The sequence below is a fragment of the Burkholderia sp. AU33545 genome (assembly GCF_020419685.1).
Taxonomy (GTDB): domain Bacteria; phylum Pseudomonadota; class Gammaproteobacteria; order Burkholderiales; family Burkholderiaceae; genus Burkholderia; species Burkholderia diffusa.
The window spans coordinates 102,165-127,974 of the sequence record NZ_JAIZRQ010000007.1; the positions used below are offsets into that span (position 1 = coordinate 102,165).

The window sequence follows — 25,810 nt, forward strand, 5'->3', positions numbered from 1 at the left end:
AGCGCCACCGGGCATCGGCAGATGCCCTGGATCGCGTCTTCCCTTTCCGATGCGGCAGCGACGTTTGCGTTCACCGGGTCGCGTCGTGCAGGAACCGGCGTGGTACATGCCGGCGGCGGTACGGCGCAACGATCCGACGTGTTGGCCGACATCGGCGTCGTCACGCCCGATAGCCGGGGCGTGATGCCCAAGGACAGCGCCGAACAGTACGAAATTACGTTCTGGGAGTCGATCAAGGACAGCAAGGAGGCCGGCGATTACGAGGCCTATCTGAAGACTTACCCGAACGGCCGCTTCGCGCAATTGGCGCAGGCCCGTCTCGCACGACTGCGCGCGGCTGCGCCCAAGGTGCCCGCGGCGTCCGCGCCCGCACGGACGGCGATCCCCACGCCGGCCCCCGCCCCCGTTCCGGCGCCGGCATCGACGGCGGCGCAACCTGCGCACACGCCTGGATCACCGCCGAAGGCACCGCCTCCCGCTGCGGTGGCGAACCCATCGGCACCACCGCAGAAAGGTGGCGCGACGGCCGCCAATGAAATCCGGGATTGCCCTGCATGCCCCGTGATGCTGGCGGTCGGTCCAGGGACGTTCGCAATGGGTAGCAATTCTGGCGATCCGTCGGAAAAACCTGCGCATCGCGTGACGCTCGATCATTCCTTCGCAATGGCGAAGTATGTGGTGACGGTCGCGCAATGGAACGCGTGCCGTGATGCGGGCGCCTGTCCGCGCCTGCCCAGCGAAAGCAATACGGCAGCGAACGCGCCTGCGCGCGATCTGAGTTGGGACGATGCGCAACAGTACGTGAAATGGCTGTCGAAAATAAGCGGGAAGTCTTACCGATTGCCGACCGAGGCCGAATGGGAATTCGCGGCGCGCGGCGGCACCGCAACGCGCTATTGGTGGGGCAACGAGATGCGCACGGGCAATGCGAACTGCAAGGACTGCGGTCCACCGTGGCGTGCCGATGCACCGGATAACGTCGGCACGTTCGCGGCCAATCCGCTCGGCTTCTACGACATGGCCGGTGGCGTGTGGGAATGGGTCAGCGATTGCTGGCACACCTCGTACAAGAATGCGCCTGCCGACGGCCGCTCGTGGGACGAGCCGAATTGCCAGGTACGCGTCATCCGCGGCGGCTCGTGGCGTGATGGTACGGCCTACATGCCGGTCTCGACACGCTTCAAATACGACAGCAGCGTACGTTTCTCGGCGAACGGGTTTCGCGTGGCCCGGGACGTGAAGTAGGTCGAATAGGGAGTGCGGACAAAAACTTGGACTACCTGGAGGTAGTTCATGTACTCGTACGAAGATCGCATTCGTGCGGTTGAGCTTTATTTGAAGTCGGGCAAGCGCATCAAGGCAACCATCAGACTGCTGGGTTACCCGACAAAAAATTCGCTGAAGGCGCGGCATCGCGAATACCAACAGCGTCATGATTTACGAATCGGCTATGTTCGTACCGCGCCAAGGTATTCGGCCGCACAGAAACAGACTGCCGTCGATCACTATCTGAGTCATGACCGATGTGCTGCGGCGACCTTGCAGGCTTTTGGCTATCCGAGTCGCGGGACGTTTGCCAAATGGATCGAGGAATTGTGCCCCGAGATCGGAAAGCGTAGGGTCGGCAGAGTGGCTGATCGCGTTCCAAAATCGCGCGAGGCCAGGCAAGCGGCGGTCATTGAACTGTGCACCAGGGATGAAAGCGCAAGCGTAGTTGCCCAAAGAGCGGGTGTGAGCAGGCCTTTGCTCCACAACTGGAAGAGCCAGCTACTCGGTCGGGAGGTTCCAGCATCTATGAGGCGCCCAAAGAAGCCAGCGTCGAACCTTGAGCATGCGGAGCTGGAGCAGCAGGTCGAATCGCTTCGACGCGACATCCGGAAGCTGGAGCTCGAGCGCGACATCCTCGAGAAGGCGAACGAACTGGTAAAAAAAGAATGGGCATCGCCCCGCATCTCCTGAGCAACCGGGAGAAGACGATGCTGGTTGATGTCCTGAAACAAACCTATCCGTTGCCAGAGCTGTTAGCCATTCATCGATGAGCGGCCCCCCAGTAAACAGTGCCATGATGTAAGCGAGTTTTCGGCGGACTTTTTCAGTATGAAAGGAGCCGTACGATGAAACGCAAGCGCTTCAGTGTCGAGCAGATTGTGGCGGTGTTGAAACAGGCCGAAGCAGGCATGCCGGTAGCGGAACTGATTCGTCACGTGGGCATTTCGGAGCAAACCTTCTATCGCTGGAAGAAGGTGTATGCCGGTTTGCAGACGGACCAGGTGCGACAGCTCAAGCAGCTTCAAGACGAGAACGCCCAACTGAAGAAGGTGGTCGCGGAGCTGACGTTGGACAAGGCGATGCTGACTGACGTGTTGAAAAAAAAGTGGTGAAGTCCTCGCCGCGGCGCCGCGTCGTGGATTATCTAAAGTCCGCCTATGGAGTAGCAGAGCGGCGTGCCTGTCGTCTGGTGGCCATATCGCGCTCGGTGTACCAGTATCGCAGCCACCGCGACCCGCAGACTGCATTGCGGCAGCGCATGTGTGAAATCGCGGCGACGCGGGTGCGCTATGGTTACCGCAAGATACGCGTGCTGCTGCTACGGGAGGGCTATCAGGTCAGCAAGAATCGGCTGTACCGTCTGTATCGTGAGGAAGGGCTGTCACTGCGCTACAGACCAAATCGCAAGCGACGTGCGCAGATGAGCCGCCCGGCACGTGCAAAGTCGACGGCGGCAAATCAGGCGTGGAGCTTGGACTTCGTCGCCGACCAGCTTTCGAACGGCCAGAGGTTCCGCGCGCTGACCATCATCGACGTCTTTACGCGCGAAGCACTAGCCATCGATGTTGGTCAGCGATTGAGCGCTTCAGATGTCGTGCGTGCACTGGATGAACTGAGGAGCAAACGCGGAGCGCCCCGCACGCTGTTTTGTGACAACGGCTCGGAATTTACGAGTCAGGTGATGGACCTGTGGGCTTACCATCACAAGGTTGAGATTGCCTTCAGCCGGCCCGGCAAGCCAACGGATAACGCATTCGTGGAGTCGTTCAACGGCACGCTACGCGATGAATGCCTGAACGTGCACTGGTTCACATCGCTGGCCGATGCCAGGGAGCAGATTGAACGATGGCGGGTCGAATACAACGAGAGTCGGCCTCACAGGGCTCTCGGTGAAGTGCCGCCTGCCGAATACGTCCGTCAGTTGGGCCTGCAGGCCCAACTGACGGACCAACAGAACGCCGAAGACTAACATTGCCTTTGGCACTGAAAACCGGGACCGTTCACGAAGCAACGCGAGCGTACATCGAATGGCACGGCAAACCGGAGGCAGGTTCGCCCTGCCCGTTTCAGCGTGCGCGCGATCGCCTGCCTTTGCGCCCAAAGGTAGTCTGCATCCTCCACCGACAAGGTATCCGCTGCTGCCTTCGAGCACAGCGATAATCGCCTCGAATTGCCGGGGGGCGCTGGCAAGAACCGGCGCGGCACAGGCACGAGCCTGATCTTATCGATAGACGGACATCCAGCACGCGAGCGTTCTGCGCTCATCGCGGGATAGTACGTGGGCCAACTCCGCTGGTAACGGTTCGTCGATACGAAACGGCCAGACTCCCCGACGTATACCGCGACCGCCTGGCCGCGATCGCGCGACTTCGGCGGCCCCTTTCGACGGGTTCAATGCGGACCAACTTGACTAGGTGTCCCTGTTTGCGAATCAGCACGGGATGTGTCTGGCTCACACAATCACCCCAGCGGGATAGCGCAAACTTTCGTCACGATCGATGCAAATGGCGTTTAACAACAAGGTGCCGCCTAAGCGGCTGGTGCACGCGCGTCAGAGGTTGCGCCAGCGCGAATCCCGGCGGAAATGAAAGTCACCAGATGCTCGGCCTTGCGCTTCAGGGCGCCGGCCTTGATCTTGCCGCCCGAGATACGCTCGATGCGACTGTCGAACGCGCTCATCACCAACGCGCCCACCGCGAACAAGTAAGCCCAGTGCGCATAGTTGGCGCTTTGGCCTGGCAGCGTTCTCCTGATTTCCTTGATGAATTCCGCAGCAAACGGATCGAAATATTCAGCAACGATGCCGCGCTCGGCCTCGCGTGGATCGGAAGCTTCGCGCGCAACGAGTTTGGCATACGCAAGTCCGGACTCGGTATTCTGGATTTGCATCACCGGGAGCACGAAGGCTCGCACGATATGCTCAAGCGGGTCTTCACCTTCGGCGACTGGTTCACGAAGCAAAGCCAACCGGGTGTCGAGCACCGTCTTGCGGCGCTCGAACAGGGCGCGGTACAGGCCCATCTTCGTCTCGAAGTGATACACGATCAGCGGCAGCCCAACCTCTGCCGCCGACGCAATATCCCGCATCGAAACGCCATCGAAACCGCCTTCGGCGAACAGCCGCTCTGCCACGTCGAGCACCCGCTCGCGCTTGCTCGTCTCGACCGCCTGTTGCGCTCCCTTCCCGCGCCGGACGCCGGTCGCCCGTCCCGTGACTTCCTTCGATTGCATGGTGTCTCCGCTGTCCTGTGACTCGATTACCGCGAATGCCATTCCGTTCATTACGCGCCGCCAGTTTACACCAACACAATACTGACTGTACGATCGTACAGTCTGCATAACATGAACGGTGCTATGCGGCGTCGGTGGTAAGTCCCCCAAACCAGGAGCAACCGCACATGTCACGACGCTTCGTCGATCTTTCGATCTATCTGGAAAACGACGTCATTTCCGATCCACCGGGTTACGGCCCCAAGATTCAGTATCTGACGCACCGGAATACGGCCAAAGCCGTTACGGCCTTCTTTCCCGGCCTACAGGAAACCGACCTGCCTGACAACGAAGGCTGGGCCATCGAACACATTCAGTTGAGCACACACAACGGTACTCATCTGGATGCGCCGTACCACTTCCACAGCACGATGAACGATTCGAAGGGCGAGCGGCAGCGTTCGACAACCATCGACGAAGTCCCGCTCGATTGGTGCTTCCAACCCGGCGTGAAGCTTGATTTCACTGGCTTCGACGATGGCTACGTCGTGACCGCTACTGACGTCGAATTCGAGCTTGCGCGCATCGGCCACGATCTCAAGCCGCTTGATATCGTCGTCATCAACACGCGTGCAGGCAAGCGCTATGGACAACCCGACTATGTTTCCTCGGGTTGCGGCATGGGCTTCGACGCAACCATGTACCTGCTCGAGCGAGGGGTTCGCCTGACTGGCACCGACGCGTGGAGTTGGGACGCACCATTCGTACATACCGCAAAAAAATATGCCGAAACGCGTGATGCATCGCTGATCTGGGAAGGACATAAGGCCGGCCGCAAGATCGGCTATTGCCATCTGGAAAAACTCCACAATCTCGAGGTGCTGCCACCTCACGGCTTCTTCATCTCGTGCTTCCCGCACAAAATCCGGGGTGCCTCCGCTGGCTGGACTCGCGCAGTCGCGATCTTCGACGACGCCCTCAATGCAACAGCTTGCGACCTGCATCGAACCGTATAGGCGAGGAGCCTCAATGGAACTGAATCACACACACGACGTCACTCAACGCAGCTGGCTCGAAGCGGCCAACGTGGCGGGGACCGACTTTCCGTTGCAGAATTTGCCAATCGGCGTGTTTCGCCGCCGAGGCGGCGGCGAGACCTGGCGTGGCGGGATCGCGATCGGCGACCAGATCGTTGACCTCGCTGCGCTACAGCAGGCGGGCTGCATGGACGGTCTGGCAGTCGAGGCCGCGCGAGCGGCAACAGCAACCACGCTGAATGCACTGCTCGATATGGGGCCGGCTGCCTGGCAGGCACTGCGCCACTCACTCTTCGAACTGCTTCGGGCCGGTAGTCCGCATGAGCCGGGCGTACGGAAGACGCTGGTATCACAAGCGGAAGCCGAGTACGCCGTACCCGTGCGCATCGGCGACTACACCGATTTCTACACCTCTCTCGATCATGCGGTGAACTGCAGCCGCCCGCTCGGCATGGCGATCAGCCCGAATTTCGACTGGTTACCCATCGCTTATCATGGCCGCGTGTCGTCGATTGGCGTCAGCGGTCAGCAGGTCTACCGGCCAAAGGGACAATATCGCCCGAATCCGTCCGCCTCTCCCGTTCACGATGCATGTCGCCGGCTCGACTACGAGCTGGAACTGGGCGCAGTGATCGGGGTCGGCAATCCACGCGGTACTTCAATCCCGCTGCGTGAGGCTCAACGGCACATTTTCGGACTCTGCCTGCTGAACGATTGGTCCGCGCGCGACATCCAGTCGTGGGAAATGCAGCCGCTCGGGCCATTCCTCGCGAAAAATTTCGCGACGACGATATCGCCCTGGCTGGTAACCCTCGAAGCATTGTTGCCTTACCGCACCACGTGGTCACGCGTCGCCGAACGCCCGCAGCCACTCGATTACCTGTCTTCAGGCGACAACAGCACGGCCGGGGCGTTCGACATCCAGCTCGAGGTGTCGATCCTCAGCGCGCGTCAGCTCACGCAAGGGCTGCAACCGCGTACGTTGACGCGCACCAGTTTCCGGCACCAGTACTGGACGCTGGGGCAGATGATCGCGCACCACACAATGGGGGGCTGCAACCTCCAGCCGGGTGACCTGCTAGGAAGCGGCACCATCTCCGGCCCGTCATCGGGCGAAGCCGGTGCGTTGATCGAACTCACGGCAGGCGGCGTGCAACCCGTGGATATCGGCAATGGTGAAAGCCGCACGTTCCTCGACGACGGCGATACCGTCATTTTCCGGGGCTGGTGCGAACGCGATGGTTTTGCACGAATCGGTTTCGGCACCAACCACGGAACCGTTTTGCAGGTGCCGGTCGGGGAAAGCGCTCATTGACCGCACGTCATTTCGCAACCGGCCACTGATTCAATGCGAGGGCCACATTCGTGGTCCTCGCGCTTTGAAGCACCGATCCCGTGGACTCGCGGTGTCCGCGCATCGTGCTTGAACACCGCCCCCCAATGCCAGGAAGCATCCGTGAAATCGCCGCCAGCAACTAACACTGACGGCGTTTTCACGGCATATGTTTCTCGGGCGCGCTAGAAGAGGTGACGAACGCCAACGACGATGCCCACACTGCTACCGGTTGGCTCATACAGCGCACCATTCACGGTGAACCCGGTGTGCATCAACCCGTGGTTGTTCACGCATGCCGCGGAGCCGTACAAGGTCGTTCGTTTCGACAGAAAGTAGTCCAGCCCGGCAGACGTCAGAAAAGAGTGATTCGCCGAGTCGTTGCTGTCCCGCATGTACCAAACGCCTACGTCGGTGGACAGTGTCGGCGTGATCAGATATTCGCCGCCCGCAGCGTACACTTTCTCATTGAAGGAACCGGCGATCTTGTAGCTTGTGTACGATCCCTTGAAGGTTGCGCCTCCCCACCTATAGCTCGCGCCGATCATTCGACCGCTGAATTCGATCGTTGACGGGAATGGCGTAGAAATGCTGGCTGACCCGCCGGGATTTCCACTGAACAGGGCCGCGTTCACGACCAGATCTTTCCATTCGTATCTCACGCGAGCCGCAAATTGGCGCCCCGCCTGAAATCCCTTTGGATCGCCACCCAGTGCAAGCAATGCACTCGCCTGTATGCCGGCGATTGTCGGGCTCGTATAGGACACGGCATTGGCGACGAAAATTCCGGTCGCAAAAAAGTTGCCCATGTAAATCCCGGCCTGACTCCCGAAGAACGACGCATGCCGCGCGTCCGTATCGACGATCGCAAGTCCGAACGGCGAGTATTGCAGGCCGGCCTTGACGGTACCGAAGTGTCCGGAGAGACCAACGAAGGCTTGCCGCCCGAAGAGATTCCCGTTTGAGTTGCCCAGCGCCCCGTTGTTCGTAGTAAAGCCGCTTTCCAGTGTAAAGATCGCCTTTGTACCTGCTCCCAAATCCTCGGCACCGGTGATACCGAAGTGAGAACCCGAGATCCCGCCATCCGTTGCTGATACCTGATGCGGGCCGCTCGCCCCCGCTCCAGCGTCGAAGGTGCGGCTCGTGTACATCACGCCGGAGTCCACGACACCATACAGTGTGACGTTACTTTGCGCATGCACTTTTGGCGGTAAGCCCAGTACTGCGATCGAGATAGGGATCAGCAGCATCGGGCGGATTTTTTGCATCTTGCTCACGTTTTAATGTCTCCTCCAGTCATGCAGGACTACAAAATAATTGATTAAGAGTCTGCCTCTATGCGGCGCTCGACGTATGGCGATCAAATGAAACCGGACCGATGGCCGTTTTGGCTTCTGTCCTCGGAGTCTTGCCAGGCGTGCACGCCGGGGCGTTGGTTTTTCTTGAACCTCCGCCGGTCCGGGATTGATGTCCCTCGCGACATTGCCACGGGCTCGAATCGCAAATTTGAGCGCACATCGGCCGCAATCGGTCCACGGCTTCGATGACGTGGCAAAACAGTAGCGTGTTTCCGCTGCTTGACGCTCCGCACAAGCGGCCCGCGCCGCACTTGCCTGCGCGAAGTACGCGAACCGACGGGCCGGTTATGTATTCACGGAAAGCGCCAACGGCATCAAGTCGTTTGCTTGCGTCCGCGAAAGGGCATAGAGCTCGAACCAGTTGCACCACTCGACCATCAGGTGGTCCGAGTGGCCATGAATGAGTTCCTCGGGCGCGGTCGATGGCCAGAAGATCTCCAACCGTGCATCGAACCCTGGAAGCGTGTCCCTGAATTGGTGCAGCAAGTAACCAACGGTCATGCCATCGGGCGTCTCGACGCGCCCCATCATCCGATGCGGCATATCGGGCGCCAGTTCGATCGGGATTCCACTCCAGTCATCCAGATGGCGGAGCTTCAGGAGGGCCGGCGACTTTGTATGGCCGGGTACTTCCAGAATGCCGACACGCCCATCCGAGAGTGGTAGCGCACCGAGATGCTCAGGGTGGGCCCGGAGCATTGCCGGGCTGTTCGGCCCGCCGTACCCCGCCCAGAACCAACTCACGAATTCTGCGCTGGTGCCCACCGCGACGTGCGCTTCGGCAACCGACGAACTGAAGCGACCACTCGCACGCAGCGACCAATCCTTCTCGTTCGATTCATGCTCCGCGATCTCCTTCGCGAACAGGCTGACCATGCCGTCCGCCCCCAGTTTCTCCATGAGCAAGGCCATCATGTAGCGCGCCCTTTTAACTTCCATTCTGAGGATGTCCTCGCAAGCCACCTCTGTACCTGACTTGAAAAACGTCACTGCTTTCACTTGAACCTCCGTAGCGCGGGTGAACGAGTTGCCATGTTTCCCGACTCGCGCCACTAACGCAAGTAAACTTGCGTTAGTGTTTACCGCATGCCTGTCGACCGTCGAGTGGTCGTAGTCGCGGCCGGACTGCCGTGACGAGGCAGGCAGTCGATGAAACGATGTGTAAAATCTGCTCATGCCAAAGTCAGCCGAACAAGAATCGCCGTCGCCACGTCGCCGCCTTGGCGGCCGCAGCGCACGTGTCCGTGAAGCCGTGATCTCCGCAACGATTGCCCAATTGCAGGCAGCCGGTTTCGAGGGGCTCAACATCGGTGCCATCGCAGCGCTCGCGGGCGTGCATGAGAGTTCGATCTATCGCCGCTGGAAGAGCAAGGAAGGGCTGATGATGGAGGCCGTCTTCGAGCTTTTTGCCGAGCACATCGCGATACCGGATCGGGGCTCGCTTCACGCGGATCTCGTCGCACTGCTGTCGGCAACCGCGCGCTACTTGCGAACGGGTGTGGGCAGGTCTGCCATTCAGTTCGTGCTGGCCACGTACAACGACGCGGCCGTGACGGGCGAACTGCGCAGGTTGTGGACGAATCGCTTTTCGGCGGTTCAGCAGATTTTCGACCGCGCCGCAAGAATGGGCGAGTGGTCGCAGGGGGCGGATCCAATGCCCCTACTTCATTGCCTGATCGGCGCCGTTTATCTACGCACGCTGATCCTGCACGAGCGCGTCACGACCGATCAGATTCGAGACCTGACGCTGTGGATGCTTTGCGAGCGAGGCTCCTGAGCATCGAGCAACATCAAAGATGAGACCATCGAGGCAAGGGAGCGCTCTATGAGATTCCGCCCAGTTTGATCGAGCGGGAACTTGCTGTCGCGACCAACGGCACACCGTCGTTGACGTAGCGATCCGTAACGAGCTTTGGAACGCACATAATGCCGTCGGGAACCAGTGCTAGGGCGAGATTCGGGTGCGCACTAAGTGGCCTCCCGCGGGTAAATCCCTTCCGACGCAAGTGTCGCGCAACTCATCGGGCCTCACATGCTTGCGCGCCGCCAGCGGATAATTGCGCAGCATCGCAAGCATGACGGCCATAGGCCATTGCAAAGTTGTCTCAGTTTGCGAAGTGAGAATGTCAGCTCCCCGCGATGCTGCTGCAGCGCCCCGCGGCCGCAGCCACGCGTTGTGCGACAGCCGAGTTTGAGCGGGAAATCGCGCCGTAGAGATAAGGTTCCCTAGCTTGCTGGCGCGCTCGTCCCGACGACAGGATCGGCACGCGACAGCGAATTGCGGTTGGGGCGAAGCGAACGACGCTGAACGACTGCGGCACGCAACCTGGCTATCGCCGTCGAGCATTACAACGAGAAGCCTCCCCATAGCGCGTTGAAATATCGTTCGCCACGAGCGTTCCGACGTGCGATGGATTCAGCAACCTTGGTGTGATGCTGTGTCCGGGATTACAGGGTCAGCTCCAAGACCGATGCAACGGGCTATTCTCGGATCGTCAGCATTCGCCATGGACTGACCAACCCACTGCGGATGACAGCGGCATCGCCCCCGGGGCCATTCAAACGCACCAAAGCGAATCGCCGATTTGCTCGTTCCGATCAGATACCTCGCGCTCACGAGAATCAAACTCCTCTGCAGATCAAGCGCTGTGCGTCCAGGCCTTCGCCGCCACTGGCCGCTCTTCTGGCCCAACTCATTGCAACAGGGTGCGACGCGCGGTCTGGAGCCAAGTCTGTCGCATTTCTTTCCGCAAACGGCCAAAATGATCGATTCGATCATATAAGGGTTTTCATTGACTGATTCGATCACGATATCCGCTAGAATGCACACATCAAGCAAATTTTTGATCGAACCGCGCAAGTCCATCGAAGAACATGACGGACAACGCGTTCCCTCATACGAATTGCATCGGATGGCGTGCTCAGCGACGCGGTCTCTGCCGCCGGCGCTCGGCCCCACTGATTCCGGCATAACCCCGGAGACGGCGATTCCACCGGCCGTCCCGTCCTCGATGGAGCAAGCATGTCAATGTCGTTCAAGGGGATCGTTCCCGCGCTGATCACGCCGATGACGGCAGACGAGAACGTCGATGAAGAGGGTCTGCGCGCACTGGTCGAACGACTGATCGAGTCGGGCGTGCACGGGCTCTTCGTCCTCGGTACCAACGGCGAATTCATCGCACTGAGCGAAGCAGAGAAGCTGCGCATCGCGAGCATCACGGTCAGTCAGGCCCGTTCGCGCGTGCCCGTCATCGCCGGCACCGGCGCCTACGCGACGCGTGACGTGATCGACCTGAACCGGAAGATGACCGAGGTCGGCGTGGATGCCGTATCGGTGATCACGCCGTATTTCAACGGCGCGACGCAGCCCGAGCTCTACGCGCACTACAAGAAGATCGCAGAAGCAACGCAGCTGCCGGTCATGCTCTACACGATCCCCGCGAAAGCGGGCATCACGCTGACGGTCGATACCGTGCGCCGCCTGTCGGAGATTTCGAACATCCGCGGCATCAAGGACAGCGGCGGCGACTTCGATCGCTTGCTGCAGCTGATCAACCTGCGGCGCGACGACTTCGCGGTCTTCACCGGCACCGACTCGATGATTCTCTGGACGCTGATCGCGGGTGGCGACGGTGCGGTCGCCGCGACGACCAATGCCGTCCCGCACGTGGTCATGTCGATCTGGAACAAGTTCCAGGCCGGCGACATCGCCGGCGCGCGCGCCGCCCAGGAATCGCTGCGCGCGCTACGCGACGCGTTCGCGCTGGGCACGATGCCCGTCGTGCTTAAAACCGCCGCGCAGATGCTCGGGATGCCCGCGGGGCCCGCGCGGTCTCCCGCGCAACCGCTTGACGACAGTGCGCGCGAGCGGCTGGCGCAAGCGCTCTCCATTTACCACGACGCCGCACGCGGCCACTGAAACAGGTCATCAGCATGACGACTTATCACTTCCAGACTGTCAAGCACATCGTCCACGGCGCCGGCAGCCTCGCCACGCTCCCCGACAAGCTGTCGCTGCTCGATACGCCGGTCGAGCGCATCGCGCTGATCACGCAGCCTGCAATGGAAGCGCTGGGTGTCGCCGATCGCGTGATTGAATCGCTCAAAGCGAAAGACGTCGACGTGCGCATCATTCGCGGCGTCGAGTCGGAGCCGACCATCGGCAACGTCGAGACAGTGTACGAGGAGCAGATCGAGCCTTTTGCGCCGCAGGCGATTCTCTCGATCGGCGGCGGCAGCGTGCTCGATGCGGCGAAGCTGTTCGCGGTCCGGCTGACCAACGACGAACCGCTGCGCAACTGGCTCGGCATCGACCTCGTCAAGCACCCCGGCGTGCCGATGATCCTGGTGCCGACGACCGCCGGCACCGGCTCCGAAGTCACGCCCAACGCAATCGTTACGCTGCCGGACGAATCGTTGAAGGTGGGGATCGTCAGTCGTCACCTGCTGCCGAAAATCGTGATTCTCGATGCGGAACTGACGCTCGGCCTGCCGAAGCCGATCACGGCCGCGACCGGCATGGACGCGTTCGTGCATGCGCTCGAATCGTACATCTCGACGAAGGCGAACCCGATCAGCGACATGTACGCGATGGAGTCGATGCGCCTGATCGGCGCGAACATCGTCGAGGCGTACGAAAACGGTCAATCGCTGAAGGCGCGCGAAGCGATGATGCTCGGGTCGATGTACGGCGGCCTCGCACTCACCGCCGCCGGCACGGCCGCCGTGCATGCGCTGGCCTACCCGCTCGGCGGGATGTTCAACGTCACGCACGGCGTCGCGAACGCGATGCTGCTGCCGCACGTGATGGCCTTCAACCTCGATGCGATCGAAGGCCGACTGTCGAACGTTGCGCGCGCACTCGACCTGGCTGCGACAACGGATTCGGACCCGGTAGCGGCACGCAAGCTGATCGACAAGATGGTGGAATGGACGGCCGCCGTCGACATCCCGCAGGACTTGCGCAAATTCGGCGTGTCGGAAGAACATCTCGACGCGCTGGCGATTGCGGCATCGAAGGTCAAGCGCCTGCTCGGCAACAATCCGAAGGCGCTGACGCTCGACGACATGAAGTCGATCTACCGTCGCCTGCTGCCATGAACACGGTCACACAGGACGCACCGCGGCTGCTGATCGTCGCCGACGACCTGTCGGGCGCGGCCGATTGCGCGGTGGCCGGCTTGCGTCACGGATTGACGGCGATGGTCGTGCTCGACACGCAGCATGCGCCGGCGCCGATGAGCGGCATCGACATCCTGTCGGTCGACGTGGACTCGCGCCGCGCATCGAAGGACGTGGCCGGCCGACGCAACGTCGCCGCCGTCGAGTCGCTGTCGCGTGCAGGCACGCGCGTCTACAAGAAGGTGGATTCCACGCTGCGAGGCAATGTCGCAGCCGAAGTCGCCGCACTGGCGTCAGTCCTCGGCATGGCGATCGTCTGCCCCGCCTACCCGGCATCCGGACGCACGACGCGAGACGGCCGCCAATGGGTTCGCGGCGTGCCGGTCGAAGCGAGCGAATACTGGCGCAACGAAAACATCCCTGGCAAGGCCGACCTGGTTGCGCTGCTTTCAGCCGAGGATCTGCGCGTCGCATACGCGACAATCGGCGCGGTCCGCGGCGAACCGGACACGCTCGCGGCATACCTGCGCCAGTGGCAAACCGACGGCGCGCAAGCCGTCGTATGCGATGCGGAGTCCGACGATGATCTGCAACGCATCGCCCGCGCATCGGCCATGCTCGACGACGTATTCTGGGTTGGCTCGGCAGGTCTGGCGCCCGCCGTCATCGAAGCGCTGGCGCCAATCCGAAGCACGACCGGCCCGGCGGCCGATCGCGAGGATCCGCAAGGCCCTGTGCTCACGGTCGTCGGCAGCATGTCGAGCATCTCGCATGCGCAGCTGGAGTGCCTCAAGGTCAACGCCGGCGCCAGCCTCGTAGCGCTCGAGGTCGCTGTCGCAGCGCTGGATGACCCGCGCAACGACGTGACGACTGTCGTATGCGACGCCCTGCGTCGCGGCCAGCATGTGGTGGTCTCGTTGAGCCAGACGCAGCGCGGTGATGTGCAGGACGGCCTGCTGTTCTGCAACCGTCTTGCCGCGTTGCTGGCGCCCGCCGTGCGCCACGCAGGCGGGATCATCGCGACGGGCGGCGAAACAGCGCGCGCGCTGCTCACCGCAGCCGGCGCGAGCGCCTTGCGGGTCGTCGACGAAATCGAGGACGGCATGCCGCTCCTCGAATGCCGACTGCAAGGAAAGACACTCCCCGTCGTGACCAAGGCGGGCGGTTTCGGCCAGCCCGCGTCGATCCATCACGCGTGGCACCGGCTTGCGAATGAAGGCAAGACGACCAATACAGCTCAAACCAATTTGTGAAGGAAACTGCCATGGACAACCGTCCCATCATCGGTATCACCATGGGCGACGCAGCCGGCGTCGGACCGGAAATCATCATGAAGAGCCTTGCGCACGCCTCCGTGTATGAGCAATGCCGCCCCGTGGTCATCGGCGACGCCGCACGCCTGCGGGACGCCGGCCGCCGGACGGGCGTCGACCTCGAGGTGTGTGCCGTCAGCCGGCCGTCCGAAGGCGCGTTCCGCGTGGGCGTGGTCGATTGTATCGACATGGCGTTGATTCCGGCCGACCTGCCCTATGGCAAGCTTTCTGCGATCGCCGGAGACGCCGCGTATCAATACATCGCGCGCACCGTGGAGCTGACGTCGAACGGCGAGCTCGACGCGATCTGCACGGCACCGCTCAACAAGGAAGCGTTGCATGCGGGCGGCCATATTTTCCCGGGTCACACCGAAATGCTGGCGCACCTGACGGGCATCGACGAAGTGTCGATGATGCTGGTCGCGCCCAATCTCCGCGTGATTCACGTGACGACGCACATCGGCCTGCTCGACGCGATTCGCAAGATCGAGCCGGGCCTCGTGCAACGCACGATTGAGCGTGCACACGACACGCTGGTTCGTGCCGGTATCGCGAATCCCCGCATCGGCGTATGCGGCATCAATCCGCACGCCGGCGAGAACGGCCTGTTCGGCTATGGCGAGGAGGAAGAGAAGATCGTGCCCGCGGTTCAGGTCCTGCGGGCACGCGGCTGGGACGTAGAAGGCCCACTGCCGGCGGATACGCTGTTCTTCCGCGCGGGCCGCGGTGATTTCGACGTGGTCGTCGCGATGTATCACGACCAGGGTCACGGGCCGGTGAAGGTGATGGGCCTCGAAGCCGGCGTGAACGTGACGGTCGGCCTGCCGGTCATCCGCACGTCGGTCGACCACGGCACCGCCTTCGACATCGCCGGCAAGGGCATCGCCGACGAACGCAGCCTGCTGGAAGCCTTCCGCCAGGCCGTGGACCTCGCGACGCGACGCAACGAGCCGTCGCCCGTCGCAAGCGCCGCGTAAGCAGCGCCCGCAACGACGCGCATCGGCCAACGGGCGATACCGGCAGGAACATGCCGGATCGCCCGACACACCCGAACACACATCAACCGAAGGTAACGTGGAGACAAGAGATGGCCACCTTCAGTTATTGGGACACAGCCACCATCATCGGCATGGTGGTCGTCTACATCGTGATTACGAGCGTGATCAGCATTCGCCTGCGCAGCCGTAATTCCGAACAGTTCATGGTGGCCGGGCGCTCGATGCCCGCGCTGGTGGTCGCCATCCTGCTGATGTCGGAATTCATCGGCGCCAAATCGACCGTCGGGACTTCGCAGGAAGCCTTCTCGGCCGGCTTCGCCGCCTCGTGGTCGGTCCTGGCGGCAGCCATCGGCTTTCTGTTCTTCGGCCTGTTCATGGCCAAGCGCCTGTATGCGTCCGGCGAGTTCACCATTTCCGGATTCATCGCCCAGCGGTACGGCCATGGCGCGAAGCTAGCCGTCTCCGCGATCATGATCTATGCGCTATTCGTGGTGAACGTGGGCAACTACGTGAGCGGGGCGGCGGCGATCTCGACAGTCATGCGCATCGACCTGCCGACGGCCGCCTTCATCACTGCCATCGTCAGCACCATCTATTTCGTCTGGGGCGGCCTCAAGAGCATCGCATATCTGACCGTCGTTCACAGCGCCGTGAAGCTGCTCGGCATCGCCATCCTGGTCGGCGTCGCATGGAAGCTGTCGGGCGGCATCAAGCCGATGGCTCAACACATGCCCGCACACTATTTCACGTGGACGGGGGCGCTGTCCGGCGGCACGATCGGCGCATGGATCATCGGCACGGCCGGCGCGATCTTCTCGACACAATTCATCATCCAGGCCATCTCGTCGACCCGTAGCCCCGAGGGCGCGCGTGCATCTGCGCTGATCGCCGCGTTCCTGTGCGTGCCGATCGCCCTCGCGCTCGGCTTCATCGGCGTGACCGCCAAGTACCTGTATCCGGACATCAAGAGCCTGTACGCGCTGCCGGTGTTCCTGCAGCACATGAATCCCATCCTTGCCGGCGTCGTCACGATTTCGCTCGTGGCATCCATCTTCGTCAGCGTATGCACCGTCGCGCTGGCGATCGCTTCGCTGATCGTCAAGGACTTCTATGTGCCGCGCTTCAAGCCGACGCCCGATGTCGAGCTGAGAATGACGCGCTGGATCTCGCTGATCGTAGGCTTCCTCCCGCTGCTCTTCGTGCTGTTCGTCCCGCAGATTCTCGCGCTATCGTTCTTCAGCCGCGCGCTGCGCCTGTCCGTTTCGATCATTGCGCTGATCGGGATCTACCTGCCGTTCTTCAGCGGCAAGCGCGGCGCCGTCTCGGCGCTCATCTTCGCGACGATCGCCACAACGGTCTGGTACCTGCTCGGCAATCCGTTCGGCATCGACAACATGTACGTCGCACTCGTCACCCCCGCGATCGTGCTGGTCGTCGCCAAGCTGTTGTTTCATGGCGAAGGCTCGAACCTTCGCGACAAGCAGCTCACGCATCGCGAATCGCACTAACCTCGCAACTCGAGAAACATTTCATGAGCACGAACCTGCTTGACGCGGCAAGCGCCGCTTCGGATCATTGCGTTCGCACGGCGTATGCCGACGCGCAACGGCAAGAAGCGTTTCTGCCGACCGCCTGCGTGCAGAACCACGCGGCCAATCTGCACTGCCTCGACAACGGCGACCTTCTGTGCGTCTGGTTCGGCGGTACCCAGGAAGGCATTCCCGACGTCTCCATCTACATGTCGCGTCTCGCGGCCGGGACGAACGCGTGGTCGTCGCCCCACAAGCTGTCGGACGACCCGACACGCTCGGAACAGAACCCGGTGCTGTTCACCGCACCGGACGGCCGCCTGTGGCTGATCTACACCGCGCAATTGTCAGGGCATCAGAACACCGCGATCGTGCGCCGCCGCGTGTCGACGGACGGCGGCATCACCTGGGGCCCCGTCGAAACCCTGTTCGATCGCCCGGGGACGTTCGTCCGCCAGCCGATCATCACCCTGGATAGCGGCACGTGGATTTGCCCCGTATTTCTGTGCCGCACGGAGCCCGGCGAGCGCTGGGTCGGCAATGACGACGTCAGCGCGGTCATGGTTTCCGACGACCAGGGCGCGTCGTGGACCCTGCATGAAGTGCCCAACAGCGTCGGGTGCGTGCACATGAACGTTCACGTCCTGCACGACGGCTCGCTGCTGGCACTCTATCGCAGCCGCTGGGCGGACTTCGTCTACGCGAGCCGCTCGACGGACGGCCGCACATGGAGCGCGCCCGAGCCGACCGAGGTGCCGAACAACAATTCGTCTATCCAGTTCACGGTGCTGCAGAACGGTCACCTCGCGCTCGTGTTCAACGAAAGCGATGCGTCGCACAGCACGGAGCGCCGCGCATCGCTGTACGACGACATCGAAGACTCCGAGGACAACGGCGAGTTGCGCGACCAGAAGGCGTCCGCGCGTGGCACCGCGTTCTGGGGCGCGCCACGCGCGCCGATGTCGCTGGCCATCTCCGAAGACGGCGGCAAGACGTGGCGGCGCCGCCGCAACCTGGAAATCGGTGACGGCTACTGCATGACGAACAACTCGGCAGACCAGCGCAACCGGGAATACTCGTATCCGTCGATCGTGCAGTCGCAAGATGGCGCGCTGCACATCGCATTCACCTGGTTCCGCCAGAAGATCAAGTACGTGCGCGTCGACGAGGCGTGGATTCGCGGCCGATGACACCCTCCGGTGCAACCAGCCGGTCACTGCGGCAATTGGATAAACTTGTCGGTCTCGAGGCGCAGACCAGCGCGCCCATTGGATCAGACCAGGAATTCACGCACATGAAAGTGACCAGGCGCCGGGAGGCGATGCTGCAGGCCGTGCTCGGGGGCATGACGGACGTTGCGACGTTGTGCGAGCACTTCGGGATGTCGGAAGCCACGGTTCGCCGGGATCTGCGTGCGCTCGCGAGCGACCGCCGCATTCTGCGCACTTACGGCGGCGCCGCCGCGGTCGGCGGCCATGAGCCCGAGCCCTCGCTCGAGGAGCGGCGCGTCAGTTCGCAGGAGCAGAAGGAAGCGATCGCGCACGCGGCGAGCGCGTACGTCGAGGACGGCGACACCGTGTTCCTCGACGGCGGCACCACGACTGCGGCGCTGGCGCGCCTGCTTGCCGGCCGGACAGCCGTTCACGTCGTCACCAACAACCTGCTGGTCGTGAGCCCGCTCGTCGCGTCGGGCGTTCAGGTGACGGTGATCGGCGGCGACGTCCGGTCGTCCAGCATGAGCACGCTCGGGCCGCTCGCGCAGATCGCGCTGAGTCGCCTGAGCGTCGACAAGGCGTTCCTCGGCGCGGACGGCGTGGTCGCCGAACTGGGCTTGTGCGAGGCGAGCAGCGAGCAGTCGTACCTGAAGGAGTGCGTGATGCGACAGGCAGCGGAGGTCTTCGTGCTCGTCACCGCCGACAAGCTCGGACGCGCAAGCCAGCAGCACTGGACGCCGCTCGAGCGCGACTGGACGCTCGTGACGGACGACGCAGCGCTGCCCGAGCAGCTCGATCCGTTCCATTCGCAAGTGCGGATCACGGTGCATGCGGTCAGCACAAAGACAGCGCCGACATCCGCCGGTTCATCGTAGTTCAAACGCAGCAGGAGCGATCGTGGGTCAATTGGAGCAGTCGGGTTCGGGTTTGCGCCATGCAGTCGTCACGGGCGCGTCGTCGGGAATCGGACAGGCGATCGTCGAGCGTCTGCTGTCGGACGGCTGGCGCGTCACCGGCCTGTGCCGCTCACACATTGAAACGCCCTGTGATTCGCTGAAAATCGTGCCCGTGGACGTCACCGACTTCGCCGCACTCGGGCCCGTGTGCGATGAACTGGGTACGGCGGACGCGCTGGTGCATGCGGCCGGTTTCATGCGTACCGCGCCGCTCGGCCAGCTTTCGCACGACGACGGAGCGGCAATGTGGCGCCTGCACGTCGAGTCTGTGAGCTTTCTGGCCGATCGCCTGGTGCCCCGGATGCCCCCCGGCGGACGCATCGTGCTGCTGGGCAGCCGCACCGCCAACGGCGCGGCCACGCGCAGCCAGTATGCGGCGACCAAATCCGCGCTGGTGGGCCTCGCGCGGTCCTGGGCGGCGGAACTCGCGCCGAAGGGCATCACCGTCAACGTCGTCGCGCCCGGCGCCACGGACACGCCGTTCCTGCGGGATCCGGCACGCGCGGCAACGCCTCCCCGCCTGCCGCCGATCGGGCGGTTCATCACGCCCGGGGAAGTCGCCGCGCTCATCGGCTTTCTGCTGAGCACTGACGCGAGCGCCATCACCGGGCAGCAGATCGTCATGTGCGGCGGTGCGTCGCTTTAAAGCAGCGCGGTGCCGCTCACCGTCAGGGCGGTCAATTGGCGCGCGAGTTGCACGAGAATGGACCCGACGCCGCCACCCGCGCCGATCACCAGCATGCACTGCCCGACGCCGCCGCGCTCGACAATCTTCAGCCGTTCGAACAGTAGTTCCCACGCGGTAATGGCAGTCAAAGGTAGTGCGGCGGCCTTGGCAGCGCCCAGTGCCGTCGGGCGGCTGCTAGCAATCCGCTTGTACGAGGCGCGCGCGCACCTGCCGGAACCTGCGCCACTGCACAAGCCCGCCGTGGGCGTCGATCATGTGCAAGCGGTAAACTCAGCATACCGAATGGAGAATCATTGCAACCGACGGGCGAGCATAGCCGCATCGCGACGGTCGGGATCGACCGGCGATGTCCGTGTCAGGGTTCCGGTAGTGCGGGCCAACGCGATGATCGTGGCGCGCTCGCTGCGTTAGTTCACGCGACATTGTCAACTTAACGACCATCGAGCATGAAAATGCAACGGACGACAATGTCAGTTTGTCGGAGACGGATTCCGGGCCACGCTGGTGAACTCGCGCTAGGCGTCGAAGCGCGCAGCGAGTTGTTTGCGATGGAGCGCCGCGTGTAATAGGTGCCTCTTCAGCGCGAAATGTTGGCGGATCGGACCAAAGCACGACAGGAAGTGTTGCGTGCGTCGCGGGTTGCGAAACCCTCGCATACGACGCTCGCGTTCCCGAGTCGGTTGGTGGCTGTTCTCGGCGCGATTGTTCACGCGGGCGGCTGCCCTGACGAACACATGTCGGACAGCAGCTCACTGATCCAGCATATCAAGGCACGCACTCCCAAGCTGATGCCCGAACTCGGTTCAGGTTCAGGCTCAGGCTCTTTATGTTCGGCCGCCGTAGATCGATGGCGTGACGCGCAACTGATCAGGGTCGACGTTGATCACCACGCTCCGAAGCGACTGCCCGCAGGGCAGATTGGCCTTGATGCGAAGCATAGCGTGACGACACTGTCGAACGTGACACCGCGGCGACATTGTCCGAAGGAGCGGATGCACCCACCCAGCATTGCACTTGGAAGTTCATGCGACGCCTGGCGGACTCGATGACTTCACCTTTTCGACGGCAAATCACAGCCCGAGGTCGAGAAATCGACCCCGGGCCATGGACTTGTCGCAAGCACCGGGTATCACGCGCATTGCCGGCACGTCCGAGCGTTCAATGCGTTACGGCCGACATCAGAACTGATAACCCGCGCCCACCACCGCGCCGAAGTCCGAGCGGGCGTTGCCCGTCACCGACGCCTTGACGACCCAGCGGTTGCTTTCCGTCACATACGAGTAACCGGCGGCAAACCCTTGCTGGCCGTGATAGTTCGCGGTCGCTGCCGATACCATCGAGCGGCCCGCGCCCGTCGGTTGCGGCAAGCCGGCCACCGCCATCGCCGACGCGACGCCGCCGTACATGTCCTTCTTCAGGTCGTTGAACGAGTTGTACACCTGCCCGATGCGCTGGTCGGTGTAGCTCTTCGCCTGCGTCGAAGCGGTCGAGAGGTTGTCGTTCAGTTGCTGCACGTTCACCGCGTCGGTCGGCGCCGTCCCGGCCGCGACATTCGTGATCTGGCGCTCGCTGCCCTGCGCGCCGACCGAGAACGAATTGTCGCGATCGGCGACGGAACCCTGGCCCACCGCCACCGCGTTCTTGCCGGTTGCGGTCGCCGTCGACCCGATCGATCCCGCATCGGCGCGCGCGATCCACGTCGTATTCGCATCGGTTGCCGCCGTGTGGATCTTGTCGTTGGCCGCCACGTTCTGCAGCGCGGCGTTGAACTGGCCGACGTTGACCGCATCGTTCGCGTTCACGCCCGCCGCGACGCCGGTCAGCACGCGGTCGCCGGCCGTGCCCGAGAAGTTCACGTTGGTGCCGCCCGTGTCCTTCCCGACCGTGATCGCGCCGTTCGGATCCTGTTGCTGCACGAGGCCGGCCTTGCCGTTCGCGATGTTGGTCACGCTGCCCTGCAGGTTCGAGATGTCGGTCGTGTTCTTCGACACCTGCTGGTTGGTCGCGTAGAGCTGCGAGCCGTTTACCGCGTCCGTGCTGGTTGCGCCGAGCGTGCCGGCCTGCACATTCGTGATGCGCGTGCCGCCGGCGCCGCCGAGCGTGATCGTGCTCTTCGAGCTGTCGTCGTACTGCACCGCGAGTGCGCCGAGCTGGTTGAGATTCGACTGCACGTCCTTCAGTTGCTTCACGTTCACCGCGTCGGTATCGTTGGTGCCCGCCGCGACGTTCTTCAGCACGACCGCCGAATTGGCGTCGCCGCCGACGAGCGAGACCGAATTCAGCCGGTTGCCGTTCGTATCGACATCGTATTTGACGACGTTCTTCACGGCCTCGCCGGTCTGATTGGACACCTGCGTGATCTGCTGTTCGAGATCGGATTTCACGCCCGACAGCTGTCCACCGTTCACCGCGTCGGTACTGCCCGCGGCGACGTTGCCGTCGGCCACGTTCGTCAGCTTGGTCGGAGCACCGCCGCGCGCCGCACTATAGGCACCGAGTTTCGGGTCGAACTGCAGCGCGTCCTGCTGCAGCCCGGCGATCGCGGCGGTATTGCCGGCGATGTTCGTTTCGGCGTTGCCGAGGCGCGTTTCTTGATTCTCGAGCGTCGTCGTGTTGCTGCCGACGCGGCCGTCGAGGTTCGTGAGTGCGTCGCCGACATTGTTGAACGAGCCGCCGCCAACCTTGTAGGCCGGCGCGGTGATCGAGCCGTCCGGGTTCGCCGTGGCGCCGCCGCCGAGCGCAGCCGCGGTGCCGTCGGTCGCGCGGCGCAGCTGCGCGCCGTTCACCGCGTCGGTGCTGCCGGACGCCACGTTGCCTTCCGCGACATTGGTCACACGCACCGGGCTCCCGCCATTGCCCGCCCCGAGCGAAACCTGCCGCTTGCTCGCATCGTCGTACTTCACGGCCAGCGCATCGAGCTGGCTCGTGCCGCTTTGAATCGCCGCGTTCAACTGGTCGACGTTGACCGCGTCGGTTCCATTCTTACCGGCCGCGACGTTGCTGATCAGTTGCGGGCCGTTGCCGCCGTGGCTTGCATCGTACGCGCCGAGGCTCGCGTTCCACTGGAGCGCATCCTGCTGCAGCGCGGCGATGTTGCCCGTATTCGTCGTCACCTGGTTGCCGACTGTCGTGATCGACTGATTGAGCGTGTCGGTCACATTGCCGAGCTGGCCGACGTTCACCGCATCGCCCGCGGCTACGCCGTCCGCGACATTGTGCAGGCCGACGGGTGCCTGCGCGCCCTTGCCGCCGAGCGTGACGCCGCCGTGCGCGTCGTCGTCGTACTGCACCGCGTTCTTAGTCGCGTTGCCGATCTGGCTGGTGATCGACGTGCTCAGGTTGCCGAGCGTCGTGCTGAGGTTGTTCGTCACGCTCGTGCTGAGCGATGCGAGGCCGCCGTTCAGTTGGCCGACGTTGACCGCGTCGTGCACGTCCTTGCCGTCCGCGATGTTGTGCAGGGTCGTGCCGTTCGTGCCGGCGAACGTCACCGAATCGAACCCGCTCGCGCCGTCGTACTTCACGTTGCGCGTATCGGCCGCCTGCAGGTTGCCGATGTTCGACGCGGCCGTGCTCAGCGACGTGTTGATGCCGGAGACGCTGTTCTGCAGGTTCGTGATGTTCGAGGCCGACGTCGACATGGACGTTTGCAGCGGCGCGACGCTGCCCCTCAACTGGCCGACGTTCACCGCATCGGTGTCTGCAACACCGGCCGCGACGCCACTGATCGTGGTGCCGTTGCTGCCGTCGAGCGTGATCGCCGCATGCGAATCGTCGGTGTATTTCACCACGTTCTGCGTTGCCGACACGATGCTCGTGCTGAGGCTGTTGCCGACGCTGGTCACGCGCTGGTCGACGTTCGTGATCGAAGTCGACAGCGAATTGCCGACCGACGTCACGTGTGCGTCGACGTTGCCGATGCTCGTGCTGAGCGCGCTGTTCACGTTCTTCAGCTGCTGGACGTTGACGGCATCCGTATCGGCCGCGCCGGCCGCGACGTTCTTGAGCTGGCGTTCGCTGCCGAGCGCACCGAACGATACCGCGCCGCCGACCGGCGCTGCCGTGCCGCCGAACACCGGCGTGCCGCCGTTGTTCGCGCCGACGCTGCCCGAGCCGATCGCCACCTGATTGTTGTCGTTTGTCTGCGCGCCCGCACCGATCGCCACCGATTGCGTGCCGCCGGCGCGCGTCTGCGTCGCTGCGTCGTACGCGGCGCCGTTCGATACGCCGTCGCTCGACGTCGGGTTCGCGCCGCCGATCGCGATCGAGCGATCGCCGCTGGCCAGCGCAGAGTGGCCGAGCGCGATCGAGCTCGTGCCGTGCGCATCGGCGACGTTGCCGAGCGCCATCGAGAAATCGCCGATTGCAGCCGACTGGCGACCGATCGCGAGCGCCGTATTGCCTTGCGCGACCGCCACCGTACCGATCGCCGTTGCCGAGTTCGCCAATGCCTGCGAGCCGACCCCGATCGCAATCGCACCGCCGCTGCTGCTGCCGCCCTTGCTGCTCGCATTCGACTGGTCGCCGATCGCGATACCGCTGGAACCGGCCTTCGCATTCGTGCCCTGCGTAACGTTCGTGGTACTCACCGCGACGAAACTCCCGCTTTTCGTCGCCACGCAAAGCGGGTTGGTCCCGTCGATGCATTGGCCATTCAGCGCGTTGTCCGGGTTGCCACGGTCGACGAAATTGTCCGCGTGCGCGACCCCCGCGATCAGCACACCTGCACCCGTGAACATGGCGGCGGCAAGCGCCGAAATCTGGTTCCTCTTCATGCTGTTCTGCTCCGTTTTGTAGCGTCTGGTTTAAATACGGACTACTTAATTTTCTTGACAGCTTCGACTTCGACTTCGACTTCGACTTCGACTTCGACTTCGACTTCGACTTCGACTTCGACTTCGACTGCGATTACGAATACGACTTCGGTGCGGAATCTGGCCACGATGCCCAGCCTCGCCATGGCGAGCGCGACATGCATCGACACCGAGCAAATCGCCAGGGCATTCGATGGCACGGGCACGCCGTCTCTTTACGACCCATTCCGTTAAATCGCCACATCATCAGGAATGCGTATCGCTATTTATGGACGAGCTCATCCCCGTTGAATCGCGAGATTCAACCCGTCTTTATAAACACACCGAATCTGATGACGCGCCGAGCGCGACCAACCCCGTTTCTTTTATTTCATCTCCGGCAAACGGATTTCTGTTCGCATGCGCAGGACATTCGCCCACGCATGCATCAACTGATGCCTCGGACTCCAATTGCGCAACATCCGCCGCTGTTCGCCTCGTCTCCCGGTGTCCGGCGCCATCCGTCGCTCAAAGTTCGGACGAATTATGAGACACGATCGATAATTATTAAAGGTGACATTGTTTATAGATTGTAAAATTCAATATATTCAATGAGTTACCTATAATTCCATCATCTCGCAAACGATTGCTATATACCGCATTCAATCGGAATGTTTTTAGAAGCGGATAAATACTTTGCTCGAGCGCATTCAAATAAAACAGCATCGGACAACTCTCCGCCGGAGAGCCAGAAAATTGCATGATTGCATCCCGGACACACATGGAATCCGCGGGTTTTTGACGAATATCGACGCCCGGCACCGCAGGCACGAACCGCCGCATAATTGAAAATATGTAAAACGCCATGACTCGATTATCGACAGACCATCTGGCGGGAATCGAAATATGCTCCTACAATTCCGCTCGCATCGATACCGGCAGCCGCGATCACTCACGACGCCACCACCGCAATCGTCCGTGTCATTACCGGTTC

General features: G+C 62.5%; 18 protein-coding genes and 3 pseudogenes. 14 read left to right on the forward strand and 7 right to left on the reverse strand.

Translation table 11 applies throughout. The features are described 5' to 3' along the window. Positions 1-21: 21 nt before the first annotated feature. The 3 genes and pseudogenes from LGM71_RS33450 (at position 22) to LGM71_RS23375 (ending at position 3,238) form a co-directional block, all read left to right on the forward strand. The gene (locus tag LGM71_RS33450) at positions 22-1,245 is read left to right on the forward strand and encodes a formylglycine-generating enzyme family protein (RefSeq protein ID WP_413226911.1); all 1,224 of its coding nucleotides are present in this window, start codon (positions 22-24) and stop codon (positions 1,243-1,245) included. Positions 1,246-1,293: 48 nt separating this feature from the next. Beyond that, positions 1,294-2,030, forward strand: a pseudogene (locus LGM71_RS23370) (transposase); the annotation flags it as partial. An 84-nt stretch (positions 2,031-2,114) separates the two neighbouring features. Next, positions 2,115-3,238, forward strand: a protein-coding gene (locus LGM71_RS23375) for an IS3-like element ISBvi7 family transposase (RefSeq protein WP_226116604.1) whose coding sequence is annotated in 2 segments (ribosomal slippage) — positions 2,115-2,376 and positions 2,376-3,238 — 1,125 coding nt in all. Because the reading frame shifts where the segments join, the coding sequence is not laid out codon by codon here. Between the two features lie 560 nt (positions 3,239-3,798). Here LGM71_RS23375 and LGM71_RS23380 read toward each other — a convergent pair. Then, complete coding sequence (locus LGM71_RS23380; protein ID WP_226116606.1) at positions 3,799-4,500, reverse strand: TetR/AcrR family transcriptional regulator; 702 nt, start codon at positions 4,498-4,500, stop codon at positions 3,799-3,801. Positions 4,501-4,667: 167 nt separating this feature from the next. On the opposite strand from LGM71_RS23380, the gene LGM71_RS23385 reads away from it, so the two are divergent. Further along, positions 4,668-5,495, forward strand: coding sequence for a cyclase family protein (locus tag LGM71_RS23385; RefSeq protein ID WP_226116607.1), 828 nt, complete (start codon positions 4,668-4,670; stop codon positions 5,493-5,495). A gap of 13 nt (positions 5,496-5,508) precedes the next feature. Next, positions 5,509-6,831 (forward strand): fumarylacetoacetase, encoded by a 1,323-nt coding sequence (gene fahA / locus LGM71_RS23390; RefSeq protein ID WP_226116609.1) that lies wholly within the window; start codon positions 5,509-5,511, stop codon positions 6,829-6,831. A 203-nt stretch (positions 6,832-7,034) separates the two neighbouring features. On the opposite strand, the gene LGM71_RS23395 is transcribed toward fahA, so the two are convergent. Both LGM71_RS23395 and LGM71_RS23400 read right to left on the reverse strand, forming a co-directional pair. Then, positions 7,035-8,117, reverse strand: coding sequence for a porin (locus LGM71_RS23395; protein WP_226117052.1), 1,083 nt, complete (start codon positions 8,115-8,117; stop codon positions 7,035-7,037). Between the two features lie 375 nt (positions 8,118-8,492). Then, positions 8,493-9,206: a hypothetical protein gene (locus LGM71_RS23400; RefSeq protein ID WP_226116611.1), complete on the reverse strand. Its 714-nt coding sequence runs from the start codon at positions 9,204-9,206 to the stop codon at positions 8,493-8,495. 175 nt (positions 9,207-9,381) lie between these two features. On the opposite strand from LGM71_RS23400, the gene LGM71_RS23405 reads away from it, so the two are divergent. The 9 genes from LGM71_RS23405 to LGM71_RS23445 all read left to right on the forward strand — a co-directional run bounded on the left by LGM71_RS23405 (position 9,382) and on the right by LGM71_RS23445 (position 19,984). Beyond that, positions 9,382-9,984: a TetR/AcrR family transcriptional regulator gene (locus LGM71_RS23405; RefSeq protein ID WP_226116613.1), complete on the forward strand. Its 603-nt coding sequence runs from the start codon at positions 9,382-9,384 to the stop codon at positions 9,982-9,984. 1,245 nt (positions 9,985-11,229) lie between these two features. Further along, positions 11,230-12,126, forward strand: a complete 897-nt coding sequence (dapA, locus tag LGM71_RS23410; RefSeq protein ID WP_124629173.1) for a 4-hydroxy-tetrahydrodipicolinate synthase — start codon at positions 11,230-11,232, stop codon at positions 12,124-12,126. 14 nt (positions 12,127-12,140) lie between these two features. Then, the gene (locus LGM71_RS23415; protein WP_226116615.1) at positions 12,141-13,307 is read left to right on the forward strand and encodes an iron-containing alcohol dehydrogenase; all 1,167 of its coding nucleotides are present in this window, start codon (positions 12,141-12,143) and stop codon (positions 13,305-13,307) included. Beyond that, complete coding sequence (locus LGM71_RS23420; RefSeq protein WP_226117054.1) at positions 13,304-14,581, forward strand: four-carbon acid sugar kinase family protein; 1,278 nt, start codon at positions 13,304-13,306, stop codon at positions 14,579-14,581. The genes LGM71_RS23415 and LGM71_RS23420 overlap by 4 nt, the downstream gene beginning before the upstream one ends. An 11-nt stretch (positions 14,582-14,592) precedes the next feature. Then, a complete protein-coding gene (gene pdxA / locus LGM71_RS23425; protein WP_226116616.1) occupies positions 14,593-15,618 on the forward strand; it encodes a 4-hydroxythreonine-4-phosphate dehydrogenase PdxA in 1,026 nt (341 codons plus the stop codon). 110 nt (positions 15,619-15,728) lie between these two features. Then, positions 15,729-17,147, forward strand: a complete 1,419-nt coding sequence (locus tag LGM71_RS23430) for a sodium:solute symporter family protein (protein WP_226116617.1) — start codon at positions 15,729-15,731, stop codon at positions 17,145-17,147. A gap of 23 nt (positions 17,148-17,170) precedes the next feature. After that, complete coding sequence (locus LGM71_RS23435) at positions 17,171-18,358, forward strand: sialidase family protein (protein ID WP_151047957.1); 1,188 nt, start codon at positions 17,171-17,173, stop codon at positions 18,356-18,358. 104 nt (positions 18,359-18,462) lie between these two features. After that, entirely contained in the window at positions 18,463-19,257 is a 795-nt protein-coding gene (locus LGM71_RS23440; RefSeq protein WP_124906004.1) for a DeoR/GlpR family DNA-binding transcription regulator, read from the forward strand. A gap of 22 nt (positions 19,258-19,279) precedes the next feature. Next, entirely contained in the window at positions 19,280-19,984 is a 705-nt protein-coding gene (locus LGM71_RS23445; protein ID WP_226116618.1) for an SDR family NAD(P)-dependent oxidoreductase, read from the forward strand. Between the two features lie 5 nt (positions 19,985-19,989). On the opposite strand, the pseudogene LGM71_RS23450 reads toward LGM71_RS23445, so the two are convergent. The 4 genes and pseudogenes from LGM71_RS23450 to LGM71_RS33200 all read right to left on the reverse strand — a co-directional run. Further along, positions 19,990-20,214 (reverse strand): annotated as a pseudogene (locus LGM71_RS23450) (zinc-binding alcohol dehydrogenase family protein); the annotation flags it as partial. 327 nt (positions 20,215-20,541) lie between these two features. Further along, positions 20,542-20,775: pseudogene (locus LGM71_RS23455) on the reverse strand (IS6 family transposase); the annotation flags it as partial. Between the two features lie 429 nt (positions 20,776-21,204). Further along, entirely contained in the window at positions 21,205-24,798 is a 3,594-nt protein-coding gene (locus LGM71_RS23460; protein WP_226116619.1) for a YadA family autotransporter adhesin, read from the reverse strand. A 41-nt stretch (positions 24,799-24,839) separates the two neighbouring features. Beyond that, entirely contained in the window at positions 24,840-24,965 is a 126-nt protein-coding gene (locus LGM71_RS33200) for a hypothetical protein (RefSeq protein ID WP_264160588.1), read from the reverse strand. Between the last annotated feature and the right edge of the window lie 845 nt (positions 24,966-25,810).